The organism is Paenibacillus sp. FSL R10-2788 (genome assembly GCF_038003885.1).
In the GTDB taxonomy this organism is placed as follows: Bacteria; Bacillota; Bacilli; order Paenibacillales; family Paenibacillaceae; genus Paenibacillus_AQ; species Paenibacillus_AQ odorifer.
Genome location: NZ_JBBOQA010000001.1, coordinates 1,276,964 through 1,294,896, shown reverse-complemented (window position 1 = coordinate 1,294,896; position 17,933 = coordinate 1,276,964). Strand labels below are relative to the sequence as shown.

Annotated in this window: 22 protein-coding genes and 5 tRNA genes; 4 read left to right on the top strand and 23 right to left on the bottom strand. The window is 42.2% G+C overall.

All coding sequences use genetic code 11. The features are described from left to right. Nucleotides 1-2 precede the first annotated feature (2 nt). The 7 genes from NSQ50_RS05670 to NSQ50_RS05640 all read right to left on the bottom strand — a co-directional run bounded on the left by NSQ50_RS05670 (nucleotide 3) and on the right by NSQ50_RS05640 (nucleotide 5,439). Complete coding sequence (locus NSQ50_RS05670; protein WP_076224663.1) at nucleotides 3-1,235, bottom strand: CpaF family protein; 1,233 nt, start codon at nucleotides 1,233-1,235, stop codon at nucleotides 3-5. Beyond that, a complete protein-coding gene (locus NSQ50_RS05665) occupies nucleotides 1,228-2,391 on the bottom strand; it encodes a hypothetical protein (protein WP_076224660.1) in 1,164 nt (387 codons plus the stop codon). Before NSQ50_RS05665 ends, NSQ50_RS05670 begins: the two co-directional genes overlap by 8 nt. Before the next feature lie 185 nt (nucleotides 2,392-2,576). Further along, complete coding sequence (locus NSQ50_RS05660) at nucleotides 2,577-3,011, bottom strand: DUF6526 family protein (RefSeq protein ID WP_036681683.1); 435 nt, start codon at nucleotides 3,009-3,011, stop codon at nucleotides 2,577-2,579. Nucleotides 3,012-3,042: 31 nt separating this feature from the next. Then, a complete protein-coding gene (locus NSQ50_RS05655) occupies nucleotides 3,043-3,954 on the bottom strand; it encodes a copper amine oxidase N-terminal domain-containing protein (protein WP_076224657.1) in 912 nt (303 codons plus the stop codon). Between the two features lie 79 nt (nucleotides 3,955-4,033). Continuing rightward, nucleotides 4,034-4,453 (bottom strand): thiol-disulfide oxidoreductase DCC family protein, encoded by a 420-nt coding sequence (locus NSQ50_RS05650; RefSeq protein ID WP_038569098.1) that lies wholly within the window; start codon nucleotides 4,451-4,453, stop codon nucleotides 4,034-4,036. A 94-nt stretch (nucleotides 4,454-4,547) separates the two neighbouring features. Beyond that, complete coding sequence (locus tag NSQ50_RS05645; RefSeq protein WP_036681678.1) at nucleotides 4,548-4,826, bottom strand: hypothetical protein; 279 nt, start codon at nucleotides 4,824-4,826, stop codon at nucleotides 4,548-4,550. 190 nt (nucleotides 4,827-5,016) lie between these two features. Further along, the gene (locus tag NSQ50_RS05640; protein ID WP_036681676.1) at nucleotides 5,017-5,439 is read right to left on the bottom strand and encodes an organic hydroperoxide resistance protein; all 423 of its coding nucleotides are present in this window, start codon (nucleotides 5,437-5,439) and stop codon (nucleotides 5,017-5,019) included. Nucleotides 5,440-5,619: 180 nt separating this feature from the next. Between NSQ50_RS05640 and NSQ50_RS05635 the strand changes: the two genes are divergently transcribed. Together NSQ50_RS05635 and NSQ50_RS05630 are read left to right on the top strand one after the other, a co-directional pair. After that, nucleotides 5,620-6,099, top strand: coding sequence for a glutathione peroxidase (locus NSQ50_RS05635; protein ID WP_036681674.1), 480 nt, complete (start codon nucleotides 5,620-5,622; stop codon nucleotides 6,097-6,099). A gap of 172 nt (nucleotides 6,100-6,271) precedes the next feature. Beyond that, the gene (locus NSQ50_RS05630) at nucleotides 6,272-6,781 is read left to right on the top strand and encodes a GyrI-like domain-containing protein (RefSeq protein WP_076224655.1); all 510 of its coding nucleotides are present in this window, start codon (nucleotides 6,272-6,274) and stop codon (nucleotides 6,779-6,781) included. 67 nt (nucleotides 6,782-6,848) lie between these two features. Here the strand turns inward: NSQ50_RS05630 and NSQ50_RS05625 are convergent. Both NSQ50_RS05625 and NSQ50_RS05620 read right to left on the bottom strand, forming a co-directional pair. Beyond that, nucleotides 6,849-6,931: transfer RNA gene (locus NSQ50_RS05625), tRNA-Leu, on the bottom strand. Between the two features lie 88 nt (nucleotides 6,932-7,019). Continuing rightward, nucleotides 7,020-7,385, bottom strand: a complete 366-nt coding sequence (locus NSQ50_RS05620; RefSeq protein ID WP_036681672.1) for a helix-turn-helix domain-containing protein — start codon at nucleotides 7,383-7,385, stop codon at nucleotides 7,020-7,022. Between the two features lie 227 nt (nucleotides 7,386-7,612). On the opposite strand from NSQ50_RS05620, the gene NSQ50_RS05615 reads away from it, so the two are divergent. Continuing rightward, nucleotides 7,613-8,236 carry a hypothetical protein gene (locus NSQ50_RS05615; RefSeq protein ID WP_051491199.1) on the top strand — a complete coding sequence of 208 codons (624 nt, stop codon included), beginning with the start codon at nucleotides 7,613-7,615 and terminating at the stop codon, nucleotides 8,234-8,236. A gap of 87 nt (nucleotides 8,237-8,323) precedes the next feature. On the opposite strand, the gene NSQ50_RS05610 is transcribed toward NSQ50_RS05615, so the two are convergent. The 14 genes from NSQ50_RS05610 to NSQ50_RS05545 form a co-directional block, all read right to left on the bottom strand. Then, nucleotides 8,324-8,406, bottom strand: a tRNA-Leu gene (locus tag NSQ50_RS05610). A gap of 6 nt (nucleotides 8,407-8,412) precedes the next feature. Further along, nucleotides 8,413-8,484: transfer RNA gene (locus tag NSQ50_RS05605), tRNA-Glu, on the bottom strand. 139 nt (nucleotides 8,485-8,623) lie between these two features. Then, a complete protein-coding gene (locus NSQ50_RS05600; protein WP_076224652.1) occupies nucleotides 8,624-9,814 on the bottom strand; it encodes an ABC transporter substrate-binding protein in 1,191 nt (396 codons plus the stop codon). 71 nt (nucleotides 9,815-9,885) lie between these two features. Beyond that, nucleotides 9,886-10,587: an ABC transporter ATP-binding protein gene (locus tag NSQ50_RS05595; RefSeq protein WP_076106949.1), complete on the bottom strand. Its 702-nt coding sequence runs from the start codon at nucleotides 10,585-10,587 to the stop codon at nucleotides 9,886-9,888. 6 nt (nucleotides 10,588-10,593) lie between these two features. Then, nucleotides 10,594-11,376, bottom strand: coding sequence for an ABC transporter ATP-binding protein (locus tag NSQ50_RS05590; protein WP_076106951.1), 783 nt, complete (start codon nucleotides 11,374-11,376; stop codon nucleotides 10,594-10,596). Beyond that, nucleotides 11,345-12,313 (bottom strand): branched-chain amino acid ABC transporter permease, encoded by a 969-nt coding sequence (locus tag NSQ50_RS05585; protein WP_076137616.1) that lies wholly within the window; start codon nucleotides 12,311-12,313, stop codon nucleotides 11,345-11,347. Before NSQ50_RS05585 ends, NSQ50_RS05590 begins: the two co-directional genes overlap by 32 nt. Before the next feature lie 11 nt (nucleotides 12,314-12,324). Continuing rightward, entirely contained in the window at nucleotides 12,325-13,152 is an 828-nt protein-coding gene (locus NSQ50_RS05580) for a branched-chain amino acid ABC transporter permease (protein ID WP_370510626.1), read from the bottom strand. Nucleotides 13,153-13,701: 549 nt separating this feature from the next. Beyond that, nucleotides 13,702-14,163: a DinB family protein gene (locus tag NSQ50_RS05575; RefSeq protein WP_036681655.1), complete on the bottom strand. Its 462-nt coding sequence runs from the start codon at nucleotides 14,161-14,163 to the stop codon at nucleotides 13,702-13,704. A gap of 34 nt (nucleotides 14,164-14,197) precedes the next feature. Further along, entirely contained in the window at nucleotides 14,198-14,743 is a 546-nt protein-coding gene (locus tag NSQ50_RS05570; protein ID WP_218641103.1) for an O-acetyl-ADP-ribose deacetylase, read from the bottom strand. A 243-nt stretch (nucleotides 14,744-14,986) separates the two neighbouring features. After that, a complete protein-coding gene (locus NSQ50_RS05565; protein WP_036681653.1) occupies nucleotides 14,987-15,592 on the bottom strand; it encodes a class I SAM-dependent methyltransferase in 606 nt (201 codons plus the stop codon). A 77-nt stretch (nucleotides 15,593-15,669) separates the two neighbouring features. Then, the gene (locus NSQ50_RS05560) at nucleotides 15,670-16,116 is read right to left on the bottom strand and encodes an oxidoreductase (RefSeq protein ID WP_076224650.1); all 447 of its coding nucleotides are present in this window, start codon (nucleotides 16,114-16,116) and stop codon (nucleotides 15,670-15,672) included. Nucleotides 16,117-16,290: 174 nt separating this feature from the next. Continuing rightward, nucleotides 16,291-16,379, bottom strand: a tRNA-Ser gene (locus NSQ50_RS05555). A gap of 7 nt (nucleotides 16,380-16,386) precedes the next feature. Next, a tRNA-Asn gene (locus tag NSQ50_RS05550) sits at nucleotides 16,387-16,462 on the bottom strand. Nucleotides 16,463-16,604: 142 nt separating this feature from the next. Beyond that, nucleotides 16,605-17,357 carry an MBL fold metallo-hydrolase gene (locus NSQ50_RS05545; RefSeq protein WP_076225053.1) on the bottom strand — a complete coding sequence of 251 codons (753 nt, stop codon included), beginning with the start codon at nucleotides 17,355-17,357 and terminating at the stop codon, nucleotides 16,605-16,607. 129 nt (nucleotides 17,358-17,486) lie between these two features. Here NSQ50_RS05545 and NSQ50_RS05540 point away from each other — a divergent pair, with 129 nt between their 5' ends. Beyond that, nucleotides 17,487-17,915, top strand: a complete 429-nt coding sequence (locus NSQ50_RS05540; RefSeq protein WP_076225052.1) for an Lrp/AsnC family transcriptional regulator — start codon at nucleotides 17,487-17,489, stop codon at nucleotides 17,913-17,915. The last annotated feature ends 18 nt before the right edge of the window (nucleotides 17,916-17,933 follow it).

The window sequence follows — 17,933 nt, the reverse complement described above, 5'->3', positions numbered from 1 at the left end:
CTCTATTGAGCCAATGGATAGGAGGTTACGCCAGCCATCCTAAGCTTCGTTGTATGCAACAATGGATTACCACAGGGAAGCAGCCCCCCTTGCACCCGTCCCTCTCGTTCACCAGCTTCTTGAAATTCATATAAAGGATTCAAGATTACTTCCCCGTCTTTCAGCCCCGCAACCTCACTGATCTCCATCACCCGCCTGGAACGATCACGGAGACGTGATAAGTGTACGAAGATATCAATTGCCGATGAAATTTGCTGGCGAACAACAGCTACCGGAAGCTCCGCAGCACTCAGCACCATCGTCTCCAGTCGACTGACCATATCGTGTGCGCTGTTACTATGGCCCGAAGACAAGCTTCCATCGTGTCCGGTGTTCATCGCCTGCAGCATATCGAGACATTCCGCTCCCCGTACCTCCCCCACAACAATCCGGTTTGGGCGCATTCGCAGGGAAGTACGAATCAAATCCCGGATGGAAATCTCCCCTCTACCTTCCGTGTTGGCATTTCTGGTCTCCAGTGAAACAAGGTTCGGCACCGTAACAATCTGGAGTTCAGCGGAATCCTCTATCGTAATGACCCTCTCCTGTGGGGGGATATACTGAGATAACGCATTAAGAAATGTGGTCTTCCCAGAGCCGGTCCCGCCACTAATAAAAATATTGTATTTAGCAGCCACTAAGATTTGCAGCAGCTCTGCGGCTTCCAAGCTTAAGGCTTCACGACGGACTAAATCCTGCATCGTCATCGGTGTTTCAGGGAATTTACGAATGGTCATCGCCGGGCCCTTCAGAGCTACTGGCGGAAGCACGATATTTACACGCGATCCGTCTTTTAGCCGAGCGTCAACGATAGGAGAAGAGTCATTTACAACCCTGTTCACACCGGATACAACCGTCTGGATAATATCCTCTAACCTGCTGCTGGACTCAAATTCCAAATGAAGGCGACGAATCTGACCCTCCTCTTCTACAAAAATCTCAGTATGGCTGTTAATCATAATCTCAGTGATCGACGGATTATCCACTAAGGGCTGAAGCACATCCAACCCTCGAAAAGAATCGAACAATCTCTTCACGAGCTCATGTTTCTCCTGTGCTGTTAAATAACGCAGATTTTCGCTGTCCAAAATTGTCCTTTCAATATATTGGGTGAGTTCACGATTTCCAACTGCAGAAGTAACATCTAATCCTGCCCGGATGTCACTACGAAGTGCCTTAAACATTTCCTCATTCATGTAAACCCTTACCAGTGAATACTTGCGGAAGCGACGGTTCTATAATCTGCTTGCACAGCTGTAAGATCTCCCTTTGGAATTGTGGTGAGTTCAGAAAAAGCTCCTCACGATGCTGCAGTGTCCAAGATGGGATATATGGAAGTACACCTTCAACGATTATCCCTTCGGGAGGTGCCCACACCTCCAAACCATCTGCAGCAAAATTCACTGCAAATCTACTTTTATCCATCACTTGGGAGGGCATACCAGAATTAGGAGCATTACAATGGGATAGCCATCTCATGGTCTTATGAATGCTTACCTCATCATTTCTAACTACCCACAATAGAATTCCGCATTTATGTAACACAGCTTTGGCACGTTCTTCTTCAATACTGCCGGTATCTACAATCACTACGTCAAAATTCCTTTCGGCAACCAACAGCCCCAATAAATCTAGCGTATCCTGCGTAGTCATCTGCAGCATTTCTTTTACATTAATAATTGGCCTAAATGCAGCGCTTCGAAGGTGATCATACCTGATGACGTATTGTCCCAAATCAATCGTATCGGCTCCGCCCTTATCTCGACTAGCTTTGATTTCATAAAGGAGCCGCTCTAGTCCAGGCGTATCCCCTGCAGGGGGGCGCAAAAATAATCCACTGCTGTCCACACTTTCAAGATTCAAATAAAATACCGAAAGCCCCATTTCACCTAGCTGCTTAGCCATATTCATAGCTACTGTGGTTTTGCCCGTGTTCCCGCTTGAGGAGACGATACCGAGCAGCAGCGTTTCATCTAATACAGAGGAACCTCTAGCTCGTTTCACTTCACATAGCTGAAGAAATGCTCCCAGCAGAGAAGGCAGCGCCTGATACTTCGCAATCATAATGCCTCCAGCCAAGCTCTTAGAACTCCTGCTAAGATAAGCACCCTCCTCACTCAAAACTGCCCAAGGCACCTTATTTCTTCCCTCCACAAGCCAAGCCTCGATAAAAGTAACGTCACCTACAACAGCATCCGGCATATCCTCTCCCCTCATAAATTCGATAAAAGCATCCAGCCGGCTAAAAGCCGTAATTCGCAGCATTTCTCCATACTCACTATGATGAAGATAGTGTAGCAATGGTTCGATATATTGGCTTTCACGCACTGCGAGTACAATCCTTGCCGCCATAAAACCTCTCTCCTTTCGTAAGAAATTTATAAATATTATCAAAAAAAAGACAGCAAAAAAGCACCGACAATAACCGTGGATACGGTACATTGAACGGTGCTTCCGTTACTATCCCTTTAATTTACAGCTATAGTAGCATATATATAAGAAGGCAGCAATAAGTTTTTTCGCACATCAAGTGGTTTTTAGACTCTCATCGTATCTTCGCGCCAATTCTTGATGGCAGACCGGATATCGGCAGGACTAAGCTTTTCCTTCACCGCCCGCTGACATAGTGCCGGAAACTCTTCATCTCCTGCATACCGAAGCGCAATAATCTGAGCTAATTCAAGCTCTGGATTTAATGCTTCACCTGTCAATCGGAAATACCGGAACTGCTCCTCCACCCTCACTACTCGATCCTGATTTTTTGTCGCATAAATTCGAATTCGAGTAATCGCAAATAACAGGCATAGAGATAAACCAAATAATAGCAAGGGCACTGTTAAAGCACCATCATCACGTAACACCTGAACGACATAAATTCCCGACCATACAAATATAATCAGCGCAAGCGGCATAGTTACAAAATGATAAGGCCAATCAAAACGCATAAAACCTTTAGGTTTCCCCTTATTCATAATTCATCTCCATATTTATTTGACTTATATATTACTGAAGCTTGGTCTCTCCAGGTATAGCCACGACAAATGGTTTTCTAGTATCGTCCCAAGTCAGAGACTGTCCTGAAACTTTAGTAGTTCCATCCGCATGAACCATTCCATAAATAATCTGACTTCCCCAAACACTCGTATAAAAAGAGGCATAAGATGGAGCTAGAACAGGTGCTTTACCATATTCCTTCGCAACTGGGTAACCGAATATCGCGGTAAAATCTTTATTTGTAGCCTCTTTGGACATATCCAGATCAGCTTCCCAAACTACTTTTACAATATTATCCTTGATCTCATAATACTTTACGAAATGTCCATACATTATAAAATAACCATCAGATCTGCCTTCAGGAAAATAATACGTCATGGACAATGCTTCATTATCACCCGTCAATTTGGAGGGTTCTCTTTCTTCAACCGGGAATTGCAAAGCAGCTATGCGGGAAACAACTAAGTCATTACTATTATAATTCTGCACAAGTTTAGCATTGGCCCGTTCCTGAACCCAGACTGTATTCGTAGCAGCATCTACTGTTACTCTCGCTCCAAGAGCCTCCGCAATAAATCGCAGGGGTACCGCTACTCTTCCATCCACTATTTTGGCCGATACATCCAATTGTACAGCTTCCGAGTTCTTCCAAGCCGTCCGTGAACCAACCGTAAGCTTAATCTTCATAGAATCTCTAGCAATCGTAGCTTGCTTGGTATTGGCATCCCATTGAATAGAAGTATTCTTGAATCTTTCAAAAGCTTTCAGCGGAACCAGCGTCTTCCCCGACACGATTTGCACACCAACATCCACACTTGAATTGTTCACCATAATACGAAGCTTGGGGGCAGCTGAGGCCGTACCGATCATACTTAAAGATAACAACATGACTATAAAAAGCAGAAGCCCTTTCCGTTTCACTATTCGTTCACCCCTAGTGATAATATGAAAAAACTATACCAATTTATAGTTTCATTATAACATTCTCCCAGATTATGGTTTACAAAAATCTCCGTTTGATCTCTGGGGTAGGGAGCATACACTGCTCATCACGTCCGAACCAACGATAGCGGTTCTTAGCTACATACCGATAAAGGGCATTGCGCAATGGGCGTGGTACTAAGATGAACACGTATGCGGCAGGCCAAGGAAATCTCAATTTACGGGCAATTCTTAGCACAGCGGCCGACTCTGTATAATACACTCCGTTCTCCAGTAAAATCACCGTGTTTAATTGTCCAGGCTGAAGTCCGGACTCTTTCATTAGATTTGCCGCAATCTCATTCTGTAAAGGTGCGAATAGAAATTTAGCCTCGGGGTCACGCGGGATAATGAAACGAACTACCCCCTGGCAAAGATGACACACTCCGTCTATCAATACAATGGACTTATCTTTCATAAGGTTCAGTTCTTCGTTCATGGCTCCCCCTCCGTCTTAAAGGCGTAAATTTCTGCTTTTTTGGGTAAACAAAAACGCGGGATATCCTCCCGCGCCATCAAGTGCCGTTCTTTAATTATTCTGCGATTGCTTTCTCAATCCATTGATCCCCGATCATTTGCCCTTCGAAATCAGCAGTGAATGCCTCCATGCATTTGCAGATGAAATCTTTGCGGCAAATTGGACATGGAGTTTTAAGCAGGCGGCTGATGTTCGTCATTTTCCATTCCGGAAACCGATGATAAAACGCGCGGCACTCCGTTCCATCAGCAAGCTTGATAATGAACTCGTACAATCCTTCCTTATCGTTGCTGCTGGCTTTGGTCACATTCGTAATATTCGGTCTGTAAGACATCTTCATCACCCATTATTTAAATTTTTGGTTGTAAATTGCACACGCAGGCACATTCTCAGATACTTAGACATATTAAAGAATTTTAAGGGTGATGTCAACCAAAGACGCCTAACACGGCAGCTATTTATTACTCTTTTATGATTTACGTCTCTATTTAGCCATTATTTCCATAAAATATATACAGATACATTTAATCAACAATCTTTAATTCAACCTCGATATTACCTCTGGTTGCTTTGGAGTAAGGACAGAATTCGTGAGCCTTCTTCGCCAGTTCCTCTGCTTTGTCATGCTCAATCCCTGGCAGCTTCACATCCATTCTCACAGCTAGTCTAAAGCCTCCATCACTGTCATCCTTCCCAATGGACACATTACAAGTTACCTCCACGTCATGGAGTTTCACGCCCTCTTTACGAGCGATATTCGCGAGTGCACTCTCGTAACACGCTCCATAACCAGCCGAGAATAATTGCTCTGGATTGGTACCAGAACCTCCCGGTCCTCCAAGCTCTTTAGGCATGCTTAGATTATGCTTTAACACGCCATCCGAGGATTCAATGGAGCCTTCACGACCGCCATGGACTGTTGTAGTTGCTGTGTATAATGCTTTCATGAGTCATCTTCTCCTTCATCAAGCTGTATTGGTCATGCTCATACTTTATACTTTAAACAACAGGTATGATTTGAAACGAAGATGAGGAATGATTCATAATACTTTCTTATTTGGCTCCAGACCATAAATAGTGTACAATTAAATTGTTAAAAACTTAAATTAACTATGGAGGTGTCATCCATGAGTATTTATGATTTTGAGGTCAACACTCTTAAGGGTGAAGAGGAATCATTGTCAAAGTACAAAGGTAAAGTACTCCTGGTTGTGAATACTGCCAGCAAATGTGGATTTACTCCCCAGTATAAAGGTCTTCAGGAAGTGTACGAGAAGTTTAAGGACCGCGGGTTCGAAGTATTAGGATTTCCAAGCAATCAATTTGCTGGACAAGAGCCTGGCGAAAGTGATGAAATTGCGGAATACTGCGAGATTAATTATGGGGTAACCTTTCCTATGTTCGAGAAGATTGATGTAAAAGGTGATGAAGCACATCCATTATTCAAATACTTATCTAAGGAAGCCCCTGGTGTCTTAGGCTCAAAAAACGTGAAATGGAACTTTACGAAGTTTCTAGTTGACCAAGATGGCCGTGTTCTAAAACGGTTTGCTCCTAAAACCACTCCACAGCAGATCGAATCCGATATTTCCAAGCTTTTAAAATAATTCTTTAGTAAAAGGATACTCACCACATCACACAGCCCCCCCCTGTTGTTATGCGGTAAAGTATCCTTTTCAACTTGAAAGAACGTCATAATATCGCTATATATCAGCACCCTTTAATCTCTTGGAATATTTTATAATATTGTTGGAATATTTTTTCTGGGAGGGATAATCGGTGACTGTTCAACTGCTTGATATACCCGAACTAAATGTTATTGGCTGGGCAAATGTAAACTCATCCGGGGAGCCATACGCGAATCTTTGGGAATATGTTTTTGGCGAGCTGGATATTGATGCAAAATTTGATGCTATACCCACAAAAGTTCAAAGCAGCGGTTGTTATCTCGGTCTATTTCAGAATCGTACGTCCGTGCCTAAATTGTGGGAGCATACCGCATGGGATACTGATTTTTTCCTTGGTGTTGAAGTCGAGCAGTTAGATTGTATCCCTGAAGGCCTTGTTCATAAGAAAATTTCTGCGTCTACCTATGCTATATTTACTGCAAACGGTTTCCCTCAGTTGGCTTTTCAACACACCTGGAATTATATACATAATGAATGGCTGCCGGATTCCGGTTATAAGTTCAACCCTGATGGAGTCTTTTACATCCAATACACGGAAAAGTCCGGTCCGGATGATGAAGGATTCGAAGCCAATCTATGCGTGCCGCTTGTAAAGAAGTAGGTTATGTGATTGAGGAATGTACAAAAAAAGAAGCCTTGCATCGCAAGGCCTCTTTCTTCATTCTGTATGCGGTAGAGAGGACTCGAACCTCCACGGGTATACACCCACTACCCCCTCAAGATAGCGTGTCTGCCATTCCACCACTACCGCGCGGTGTGTTAAACATAGAACATAAATTTGTTTGAGGTCAACATTCATTATTATAAATGTACTTTTCTCAAAAGTAAAGATGCAGATTTTAAGATTCTTCGTCGACCATTTTCTGTTTACGATATTCAGCAAAAGCTATATATTCCTTGATAAAATTCTTTTCTGCTGGAAGTAATTCATCTACTCGGCTTTCCGATAGCTGAACATCACTCAAATCATAGTCTACGCCGCTCTCTCGTACAGTATCCGGTGTATCTTTGCCGAGAATAAGCCAGTCCAGACTAACATGAAAAAAATCACCGATCTCAATCAGCTTATGTGTTCCTGGAGTAGTCTTCCCCCGCTTCCAATCTCCCATATTACCTGTGCTGATATTTAACTGCTCACAGAATGATTTTTTGGTCAAACCTTTCTGCTTAATCAGGTATTCTATACGTTCGTATATGGTCTGCATCGGTGAATCGCCCTCCATCTAAAAATAAATTACTTATTTACGTAATTTCCTATTGCAAAATAACGTAAAAAAGTATATAATTAGTATTGTTATGTATTATCCGATTATATCATATGGCTGGAGTGACGATAAGAGGCGACTCAGGTGACAAGTATCTGTTAGAATACCGTCTGGCCCCCTTTGTTAACTTATCATCCTGAATGATCTCTAGGAGGGAGCGGTGACTTTTGTCAAAATGCTTATCATCTTCCATTATCCATTCACTTGAAGCTTTACCGCACAATGCGGTGGTGATCAACAGTCATGGGATTATCCAGTTCACCAACAGTAGGTGGAAGGCCTTTAGTCATGAATATGGTCTTTCTACTAATAAGAAATGGATTGGTGCGTATTACTCAGAGCTCATGCAAGATGTGATTATCGATCCCGATCAATGGGCCAAGCTTTATGAATCAGTGAAATATATACTCCGCAGAGAGCATCAGGTTTATACTTCCGAATTCTCCATACAAACCGCTAATAAAGGGAAACGAATCTTCCGTTTGGAGATCTATCCATTTCTCTCAGATCCGCACCCAGAAGCCACTTTTATAATTTCACTATATGATGTGGGCCCCTATAAAGAAGAACCTCTTCATCCGGAGATCATAAACCTCCGTTCAACCTTACCATCATCTTTTGAGCTAATCCCAATCTGTGCTTCCTGTAAATGTATTCGTAATCCCAAGGATGAATGGATCACCATTGAACATTTCTTAAAGCATCAGCTTTCTTTGCAATTCACCCATGATATCTGCCCAGACTGCATAAGACAGCTCTATCCCCAGTATGCTGGGGCTTTTAAGAGATGACCTGAGGCCACTGAATTTCACTTCTGATCTTATAAAAAAAAGTAAGAAATCCTCTGCGAACAAAGGGTTTCTTACTTTTTATTTGTATGCGGTAGAGAGGACTCGAACCTCCACGGGTATACACCCACTACCCCCTCAAGATAGCGTGTCTGCCATTCCACCACTACCGCATAATATGACCCGTATGGGATTCGAACCCATGTTACCTCCGTGAAAGGGAGGTGTCTTAACCCCTTGACCAACGGGCCATGCTTTACAAGTTATTTTCTTGTCACAACAAAAATGAGTATATCAAACCATAAGAATTTTGACAAGCCTTTTTTCAAAAAAAAGTTTAAACTAAAAGAAACGCGCACCAATAAAGGTACGCGCCTCTAATCACAACGCTTATGGATTTACTTTTGCCTCAAAGGTTTGTACTCCATCTACAAATTTTAGCACCACAGCTGCTTTTACCGGGTCATGCGTTTCATTCATTGTGATTTTACCCGTGGCCAGTAGTAAATCCTTCGTCCCCGCCAGTGCAGCCTTCAGCTTCTCAGGTTCTGTGGAGTCTGCACGTGTAATCGCGTCTGCCACTAGTTTCACAGCATCATATCCAAGCGCAGCCATCCCATCTGGAACAAGATCACCGTTAGCAGCCTTGAAGGCATCTACGAACGATTTTACTTCTGGCGAGCTATCTTCAGGTGAATAGTGATTGGACATAAACGTATTGTTTAGGGCATCCGCTCCGGCAATCTCAGCCAGTTGAGGTGAATCCCAGCCATCCCCGCCCATAAACGGAACGGTGATCCCCATTTCGCGAGCTTGCTTTACGATTTTGCCGACCTCCTCATAATAGCCTGGAAGATAAATAACATCGGGATTAGCTTCTTTAATACGTGTTAATACAGCTTTAAAATCAGAATCTTTTTGTTGATAGGATTCTTCGCTTAAGATAGAGCCACCGTTCTTAGTAAACGTTGCTTTAAAGAAGGTCTGCAGCCCTTTGGAATAATCGCTTGAAGCATCCGTATAAATAACAGCCGTCTTCGCTTTAAGTGTATCCTTAGCAAAGTTAGCCATTACTTCACCTTGGAAAGGATCAATAAAAGAGGCCCGGAATACCCATTCGTTCAAATCTCCAGTACGTTCATCAACTGTCACTTTGGGATTGGTGGCTGAGGAGCTAACCAGCGGGATGCCTTTTTCTTGAGCAACGGGAACAATCCCGAGTGTATTCGTAGATGTAGTTGCACCGATAATAGCTACAACTTTATGGGTAGTAATCAGCTTTTGCGCTGCGCGTGTCGCCTCTTCCGACTTGGAGGCATTATCCGCTTCAATCAGTTCAAGTTTTTTGCCTAGTATTCCACCTGCGTCATTAATTTCTTTTACCGCCAGCTTTGCCCCTTTGAGTGCAGAATCACCGAAGGAAGCCTGGCCGCCTGTAAGCTCAAGGTCTGCTCCAATCTTGATGGTCCCTCCGCCAGCATTCCCACCTTCAGCAGTAGTGTTGTCTGTCTTGTTCCCACAGCCTGCCAGCAATCCACCAGCCAGTAACGCAATCAGCAATATGGCCCCGATTTTCTTCATCCTCTTCCAGCCTCCCAAAATAAATAATTTATAGGTTCTTTCTGTGATGCTGTTATGAACTAGCCGATGAATTAATGTCCCAGATAAGCCATTCTGATCTCTTCCGAATCTGCCAATTCCTTGGCATCTCCCTCAAGCACCACTCTGCCCGTCTCAAGAACGTAAGCCCGATGAGCAATTTTAAGCGCCTGATGGGCATTTTGTTCTACAAGAAGCACTGTTGTTCCAGAGGCATTTACTTCCTGGATGATTCGAAAAATATCCTGAACGAGTAATGGAGCAAGCCCCATCGAGGGTTCATCTAATAATAAAAGCTTGGGATGCCCCATCATCGCACGCCCCATAGCAAGCATCTGCTGCTCCCCGCCGGATAATGTGCCGGCAAGCTGTTTTTTTCTTTCTAAAAGACGCGGGAAGGTGGAGTAGACCTTGGCAAAATCAGCAGCTAAGCTGCCCGAATCTTGTAAAAAAGCTCCTAGCTCCAGATTTTCTTCCACAGACATATTAGCAAATACACGCCTGCCTTCCGGACAATGAATAAGCCCCTGTTTTACGATGGACTGAACACTCTGATTCGTAATAGACTTATCCATGAAATCTATACTGCCTGTTTTGGGTTTCAGTAGTCCCGAAAGCGTCTTAAGCAATGTGGACTTACCCGCTCCATTTGCGCCGATTAGAGTTACAATCTCACCTTCTTTTACATTCATACTTAAATCCTTCAAAGCATGAATAGCCCCATAATATACATTGATCCCCTGTACGCTAAGCATGGTCCACTACGCCTCCTGTCCCAAATAGGCTTCTATGACTTTGGGATGATTCCGTATTTCAACGGGCGTACCTTCAGCAATCAACATTCCGCGATCCAGCACATAAATCCGGTCACACACCCCCATAACCAGGGACATATCGTGCTCGATAAGCAGGATCGTCAGCTCAAACTCTTCACGGATCCAGGCAATAAGATTCATTAGATCCCGAGTTTCATTCGGGTTCATCCCTGCGGCTGGTTCATCCAATAGCAAAAGCTTAGGTCCTGCTGCAAGCGCGCGCGCAATTTCCAAACGCCTTTGATTTCCGTAGCTAAGATTCCCGGCACATTCATCACATTGATCGGCAAGATTAAATATTTTGAGAATATCCATAGCCTTTTGCGTAATTTCGTTTTCTTCTGCAAAATGCTTAGGCAGGCGGAGCATGGAAGTGAACATCGAATGTCTGGCATGCTGGTGAAATGCGATCTTAACGTTATCCAGCACCGTCATAGAGGTAAATAGACGGATATTCTGAAATGTCCGTGCTGCCCCTTTTCGGTTAATCCGATAAGGCTTCATCCCGCCTACTGCCTGATTGCTGAGGATAATATCGCCACTGGAAGGCGGGTATACACCTGTCAGCAAGTTAAAAAGGGTTGTTTTTCCTGCGCCATTAGGTCCGATGAGCCCAATCAACTCGCCTTTATTAATATGGAGAGATACCTCGTTAAGCGCCTTAAGCCCGCCAAATGCACGACTTGCTTGTTGAACATCAAGAAGCACTTCCACTGTTGATGCTGTCACTTGGTTTGACCTCCTTTTTAGACCATTTCAAGAAAGAAAAACCCGTGCTGCCAAGCAGCCCCTTAGGCCGAAAAATCATCATCAGAATTAGAATCGCCGAGTAAATAATCATCCGCAGCTCCGGATATTCCTGAAGCACCGTGAAGAGCACCGTCAGTACAATCGCACCCACGATGGCCCCGCTTGTACTTCCTAGTCCACCTAACACAACCATGACTAGAATTTCGAATGATTTTAGAAAATTAAAGCTTCCAGGATTGATGACGTAGAACTTATGAGCAGAGAGACCACCCGCTATTCCCGCAAATAATGCTCCAAGTGAAAAAGCAATGACTTTGTACAAAGTTGTATTAATCCCCATCGCTTCAGCAGCAATTTCATTCTCACGAATCGCTATACAAGCCCGGCCGTGAGTGGAACGTATAAAGTTATTGATCACAACAATCGTGACCAATGTGAACAGAAACATAATCGTCCAAGTCGTTTGATTGGGGATGCCGCTTAGACCTGAAGCTCCGCCCACATATTCTGTATTGAGCAGGACAATCCGGATAATCTCACCAAATCCCAGCGTAGCAATCGCCAGATAGTCTCCATTCAGCCGCAAGGTCGGAATCCCGATTAGCACACCGAAAAATGCAGCAACCAGTCCAGAGATCACTAGCGCCAGCACGAATGGCATATCAAAGTTCAAAGTTAAGATGGAAGAAACATAAGCACCAATGGACATAAATCCAGCATGCCCGATTGAGAATTGCCCCGTTATCCCATTAATCAGATTCAAAGACACCGCCAGCATGACATTTATACAAATTAGAATTAGCGTAGACTCCATGACATCATCAAATATTCCCGTTGTTAGAAGAACTTGAATAATGATATAAAGCATGATAGAAAAGACAATGCCTATCCAAAATGACTTATTTATCTTCTTCATACGGCATCTCCCTACACTTTCTCGCGGACATTTTTACCAAATAGCCCGGATGGTTTAAAGATAAGGATTAGGATGAGTACAGCAAATGCCACACCATCACGCCACGAAGAATATCCCAGAGAAGAAACCTCTGTCTCGACTGTGCCCAGCAGAAGTCCCCCTACCAGAGCACCAGGAATACTGCCAATGCCACCTAAAACCGCAGCCACAAAAGCTTTAAGCCCCGGAAGTACCCCCATCATCGGATCCACTGAATTGTAAGTCATTCCGAAAATAACGCCTGCTGCTGCCGCAAGTGCAGATCCTATAGCGAAGGTGGCTGAAATGGTCCGATCTACATTAATCCCCATCAACCGTGCTGCTTCCATATCAAAAGACACGGCCCGCATCGCTTTACCAATCTTTGTTCGGTGCACAATATACTGAAGGATAATCATCAAAATAACCGTCGTCCCCAAGATCATGATTTGATTGGAGTCCACCTGAATCGAGGAACCAAACAAGTTGTATTGCTGCTTATTAAGAATCTCCGGAAATCCTTTAGCCTGAGGACCAAGCACAAACACACCGCTGTATTCCAGCAAAAAAGAAACGCCAATTGCAGTAATCAACACAGCGATTCGCGAAGCTTTTCGTAGAGGTTTGTATGCTAGCCGTTCGATTGACATCCCCAGCAACGCACTGATTGTCATAGAGATCACCAATGAGATAAGTAAGACCAGTATCGGAGAAAGCCCTGCTGAAGCCAAGTACCTGGCACTGAACAATCCAATAAACGACCCAACCATAAACACATCCCCATGGGCGAAATTGATCAATTTAATAATCCCGTAAACCATGGTGTACCCAAGTGCGATCAGAGCATAGATACTCCCTACAGAAATCCCGTTAATTAACTGTTGAATGAAATACTCCATCGCCGTCCCCCAATCCCCATATTTATTTTTAAAAACACCTTTCTTTAGCTTACATTCATTTTCATCGTTTTATGTCACTTATATTAACACAGTAATATACATGCGTCAGTAAAATTTGTGGTTTTTACTATAATATTCAATATTTTATGTTATATTACATAACATTTTAAGTTAATCCTTTGGGATGTATAAAGATAGAAAGTGGGTAAAGAGAAGAAAATAGGAGAATTATGGAGATTTTTAAAGTTTGATTTTCAGAGGGAGAGTCTTTGATTTTACCTACAGATTGCATTTAATGATAAATAATATAACATTTGTCTCTTTGGATATGTGTTTTTCGAGTTTATTATGAGTTACCGGTCAAGTTGTTTCTCTATTTTCGCGCAAAAAAAAGCTCTGTCCCACACAATAATCGAGTGAGAGAAAGCTAATTATGGTGGTCAGCTCCATTCTTTGAACTTCCGTCACGAGTCAATTACTCATCATTTTCTTTTTTAATTCTTTAATCTGCGTCATATGATGTAGGTCATGCGATATAAAATCCTTTAAATAGGACTCAAAGGAAAACCTTCCGTCCACATATTTGTCTGAGTATTTCCCCTCTTCAAGACTACTTATACAATCTAATATTAAGTTACGATACTTCACAGTCAATTCTATTAATTCGTCTTTGGTTTTTGTTTGACCATATGTAACAGCATCATTATTGAATTGATCGAAATCAATAAGTTGAAGTGTTATCGCTTTATCGCATGCTATCGGTTCTATCGTCGATTCATAGAAGTATTTATCCCATAATAAAATATGACTAACAACATCATGAATGGTCCATTTTCCTTCAGCGATGGGTGTTTTCCAATCTAAATCAATAATTTCTAGAACAAATCCATTCCATTCCTTAAACTGATTTAGCAAATCTGATCTGTTATTCATTGGCACATCTCCTTTTTTGGTAATCATCAAAATTCTAACAAAATCTCTTTAATTCATTCCTATATAGTTCATAGTTCGCTTCATCGAAACATATAAAAACAATCTTATTTATTTCCGACTTATTATTTATAATATATTTTGAAACTTCATCTATAGCTATGCTACAAGCAAGATCTTTCGGAAAATTATATATTCCAGTACTTATATTAGGTATCGCAATACTTGTTACTTCATTAGATTCAGCTAATATTAATAAATTTTTATAGCAATTCCTTAACTTCTCTTCTTCGTTATTCTTTCCACTATTCCAAACAGGACCAACGGTATGAATAACAAATTTACATTTCAGATTTCCTCCTGTTGTTATTACCGCTTCTCCAACCTCACAACCTCCCCTTTGGTTACGAATTTTCATGCAATCCTCTAATATCGCTTTTCCACCAGCTCTATGGATAGCTCCATCAACTCCGCCTCCACCCATCAAGCTTGTGTTTGCTGCATTGACGATAGCATCAACATCTAATTTAGTTATATCTCCTTGAATCAACTGAATCATTGAGTTATTTATAATTACATCCATCTGAAATCCCCCCCCGAAGTATATTGGTTGCGAACAAGTATCAAGTGCTGATTGACATTCAAGCGGCTTAAATCACCCTAGGAAACAGTCGTTAGCATTAGACTCGTGGGGTTGTCCACCTGGCTAACTCTTCTTCAAACCTTTACCTTCTATCGAACCAACACCTCGTGGTCCACAGCGTGAACGTATTGTTCGCAGATATCTAGCTTTTTCGGAGCTACTAATATGTTCTTCAGCATCCAGCTATTTTTTATATATGTAATCGATAAATCCTTGTCGTATCCATTCACCTTCAAACTTTCTTTCCAGTACTCGATCTTCTTTGTATATTAACTGCAAATCATCAAACATAGAATCCGCCTCATGATAATCATAATAAGAGTGTATTACGAATTCATCATCTTCCATTTGTTCAAACTGATTATCCCCCAAATCAACTCCATCGCCGACTCTAAAATCCTTTAGGGTTAAAAAATTTACAAATAATAATCCATTAGGTTTTAGAACTCGTTTCATTTCATTTATCGCTTTTTTTACATCTTGTTTTCTCATATGAAAAATAGAGTTATACGAATACACAAAACTCATTGACTCATCACTTAGCGCCAACTGTCTCATGTCGCCTTGTTGTATATTTAGAATCTGTCCCCTTTCAGTTGCGAACTGATTAGCTCTTTTAATTTGTTCGTCATTCATCTCAATTCCGTTTGTACTGTATCCATAGTTCGCAAACAAACTTAGTGGAGGTGAATCCCCTCCCGCTCCGCAGTCTAATATGTTTTTTTCCATACCACTTTCATTGCATAATGCCAAAAATCTGTACAAGGGGATTTGCTTAAACAGTTCCATGTTGATTCCACTCCTTTGATCATGTAGTAATTGGATTTACTCATAGATCTTTCCCATATAAATTATTTGAGCACATCTTATTGAATCCCCGCAGTTTCAAATGTCTCTCTAATAACTTTTTCGTATTCATCCCATTTAAAGCAAAAAGGGCCTATATCAATAGCCTTATTACCGGATTCTAATTTGAAATCTCTCCATATAATAAGATCCCCTTCTCTCTCAATAAACACTGATATAAAGCCACATTCTTCATCGCCACACCAGGGACAGACTAATATTGGGTACCTGCAGTACAAATATTCATGCATTTCGTTTAACAAAAAATAGTTAATCATTTTCCTTTGATGCTCTTCACTACCCCACCCGAGGGAAGGAACCCTATCATATTTTTTTAACATTTGGTAAAGAGATCTACCATCAATTATTACGTCGGCAAAAATAGTATTTTTATTTCCCTCTTGATCCGGATCAAAACTATCATATCGGCTTGACGGTTTTGTTTGTATTTGATTTATAGTTTTCATGCTCCTCCTTTAAACTCTTCACACTTATCAAATAAACATTCGATCCCTCCACTCCATTCCCCTTCCAAAATATTGAATTCACCGTTTCTCAGAATCGCATATAGCAACCGAAAAATAAATTTACACAACAAAAAAGAGCTCCCAGAATGGAAGCTCTTCTTATGTAATTCAGAACGGAGAGAGTGGGATTCGAACCCACGCACCGCTTACGCAGTCTAACCCCTTAGCAGAGGGTCCCCTTATAGCCACTTGGGTATCTCTCCATGAAAATGGCTCCCCGAACAGGACTCGAACCTGTGACAACTCGATTAACAGTCGAGTGCTCTACCAACTGAGCTATCAGGGAACATTACAAGTGAACATGAATTAATTTATCATGATTTCAAGGTCTAGTCAAGCGGGCAAAATAATTTTTGTGATCGTTTTCAAATTTATGCTATGATTCGGCCGCTTCTAGATTTTTCAAAGAGATTTCCATCCCTCTCCGTCTATAGATTACACCATTCTCCATCCTGCGGAAGCTGTACCCGATCCCCCAACGATTCCTTCTCTAAATGAGCTTTTAGCTTATCTCGGGTAACCAAACAATGGTTAATGGCGTCCATGTGCACAGCAATCACTTTAGTAGAAGGTGCATATTCACATAAGTCTACGACATCCTGCTCATTCATTGTAATATGACATCCGCTTAAAAACTGCGCACCACCAGCATTCACAACTGTCACCTCAGGTTTAAAAACGTCCAATGCCATTTTCACCTTATCACACCAAATCGTATCTCCAGCCACATATAGAACAGGTTCGCCTTCCGCCTGAAACACAAACCCGGATACCTTACCCATAAGTTTACCAGTCACTCCAGTGCCATGCCGTCCATCCGTACGTGTTATAGTTATTCCATTAAACGTCAGTGAATCGCTAATTTCCGTGGTATGCTCAAACCCCTGCTTCGCTAATTTATCTCCATCTCCTTCCTGACATAATAGTGGTAGATCATGCGGCAACAAAGAAATGGCAGCGGCATCCCAATGATCCTGATGAAGATGTGTGACAAGAATTGCATTAGGACTCAACCATTGTTCTACGGCTCCCGGCAAAGGAACGAGCGGATTGCGGCGATCATTTTCAGTATTAAAAATAGGTGGATTAGCACCCTGTTCACTCAACATAGGATCAATTAAAAATGTACTGCCACCATACTCTAGCCATAGGGTCGCGTTGCGGATATGCTGTATTTTCATCGGAAGCCCTTCTTTCTTTCAGATATCTTCTGCTACAATTAATTATAGTTGGACCTTGAAACAGAATACATTGAGATTGGAAAGAGATTGGTCCGTTCTACTTTCACGCAGAAAGGATTTTAGATAATAATGAGCTCCTATTTTATAGATGATGTGGATTTTCGCATCCTGCAGCTTCTAATTGAAGATTCCACGATCAGTCACAGAGATATTGGGCAGCAAGTGCATATGACCGGTCAGGCTGTGGGCGCACGTATTCGCAAAATGATGGACACCGGAGTGATTGAAGGCTACACGGTCCGCTGGAATCCGGATAAGGTTGGGGAGACTATTCATGCCTTTATTACTGTTTTTTTGGGTTCGAATACGCTTCACCCAGCCTTTCAGACATTCGCAAAGCAGCATGATAGTGTAAAAGAAATACATAGGGTCAGCGGAGAAGGCTGCTACTGGATACGTGTTCGTACCGGAAGCCAAGAGGAGTTGAATAGCTTTCTCGACGAACTGCTGAAGTTCGGAAATTACAGAGTCAATCTATCGATGGGAAAACTGAAGTAAGGCTGCATCGGAATCGGA

Coding starts and splice junctions, on each gene's coding strand:
- NSQ50_RS05650 (WP_038569098.1), bottom strand. CDS start 4,453: ATGAACGAAGAACTGAACCTTATGAAAGATAAGTCCATTGTATTGATA.
- NSQ50_RS05660 (WP_036681683.1), bottom strand. CDS start 3,011: ATGAATAAGGGGAAACCTAAAGGTTTTATGCGTTTTGATTGGCCTTAT.
- NSQ50_RS05575 (WP_036681655.1), bottom strand. CDS start 14,163: ATGAATAACAGATCAGATTTGCTAAATCAGTTTAAGGAATGGAATGGA.
- NSQ50_RS05640 (WP_036681676.1), bottom strand. CDS start 5,439: ATGAAAGCATTATACACAGCAACTACAACAGTCCATGGCGGTCGTGAA.
- NSQ50_RS05635 (WP_036681674.1), top strand. CDS start 5,620: ATGAGTATTTATGATTTTGAGGTCAACACTCTTAAGGGTGAAGAGGAA.
- NSQ50_RS05560 (WP_076224650.1), bottom strand. CDS start 16,116: ATGAAAACTATAAATCAAATACAAACAAAACCGTCAAGCCGATATGAT.
- NSQ50_RS05580 (WP_370510626.1), bottom strand. CDS start 13,152: ATGGTTTACGGGATTATTAAATTGATCAATTTCGCCCATGGGGATGTG.
- NSQ50_RS05595 (WP_076106949.1), bottom strand. CDS start 10,587: ATGCTTAGCGTACAGGGGATCAATGTATATTATGGGGCTATTCATGCT.
- NSQ50_RS05545 (WP_076225053.1), bottom strand. CDS start 17,357: ATGAAAATACAGCATATCCGCAACGCGACCCTATGGCTAGAGTATGGT.
- NSQ50_RS05645 (WP_036681678.1), bottom strand. CDS start 4,826: ATGTCTTACAGACCGAATATTACGAATGTGACCAAAGCCAGCAGCAAC.
- NSQ50_RS05665 (WP_076224660.1), bottom strand. CDS start 2,391: ATGGCGGCAAGGATTGTACTCGCAGTGCGTGAAAGCCAATATATCGAA.
- NSQ50_RS05620 (WP_036681672.1), bottom strand. CDS start 7,385: ATGCAGACCATATACGAACGTATAGAATACCTGATTAAGCAGAAAGGT.
- NSQ50_RS05585 (WP_076137616.1), bottom strand. CDS start 12,313: ATGAAGAAGATAAATAAGTCATTTTGGATAGGCATTGTCTTTTCTATC.
- NSQ50_RS05600 (WP_076224652.1), bottom strand. CDS start 9,814: ATGAAGAAAATCGGGGCCATATTGCTGATTGCGTTACTGGCTGGTGGA.
- NSQ50_RS05565 (WP_036681653.1), bottom strand. CDS start 15,592: ATGGAACTGTTTAAGCAAATCCCCTTGTACAGATTTTTGGCATTATGC.
- NSQ50_RS05670 (WP_076224663.1), bottom strand. CDS start 1,235: ATGAATGAGGAAATGTTTAAGGCACTTCGTAGTGACATCCGGGCAGGA.
- NSQ50_RS05570 (WP_218641103.1), bottom strand. CDS start 14,743: ATGGATGTAATTATAAATAACTCAATGATTCAGTTGATTCAAGGAGAT.
- NSQ50_RS05540 (WP_076225052.1), top strand. CDS start 17,487: ATGAGCTCCTATTTTATAGATGATGTGGATTTTCGCATCCTGCAGCTT.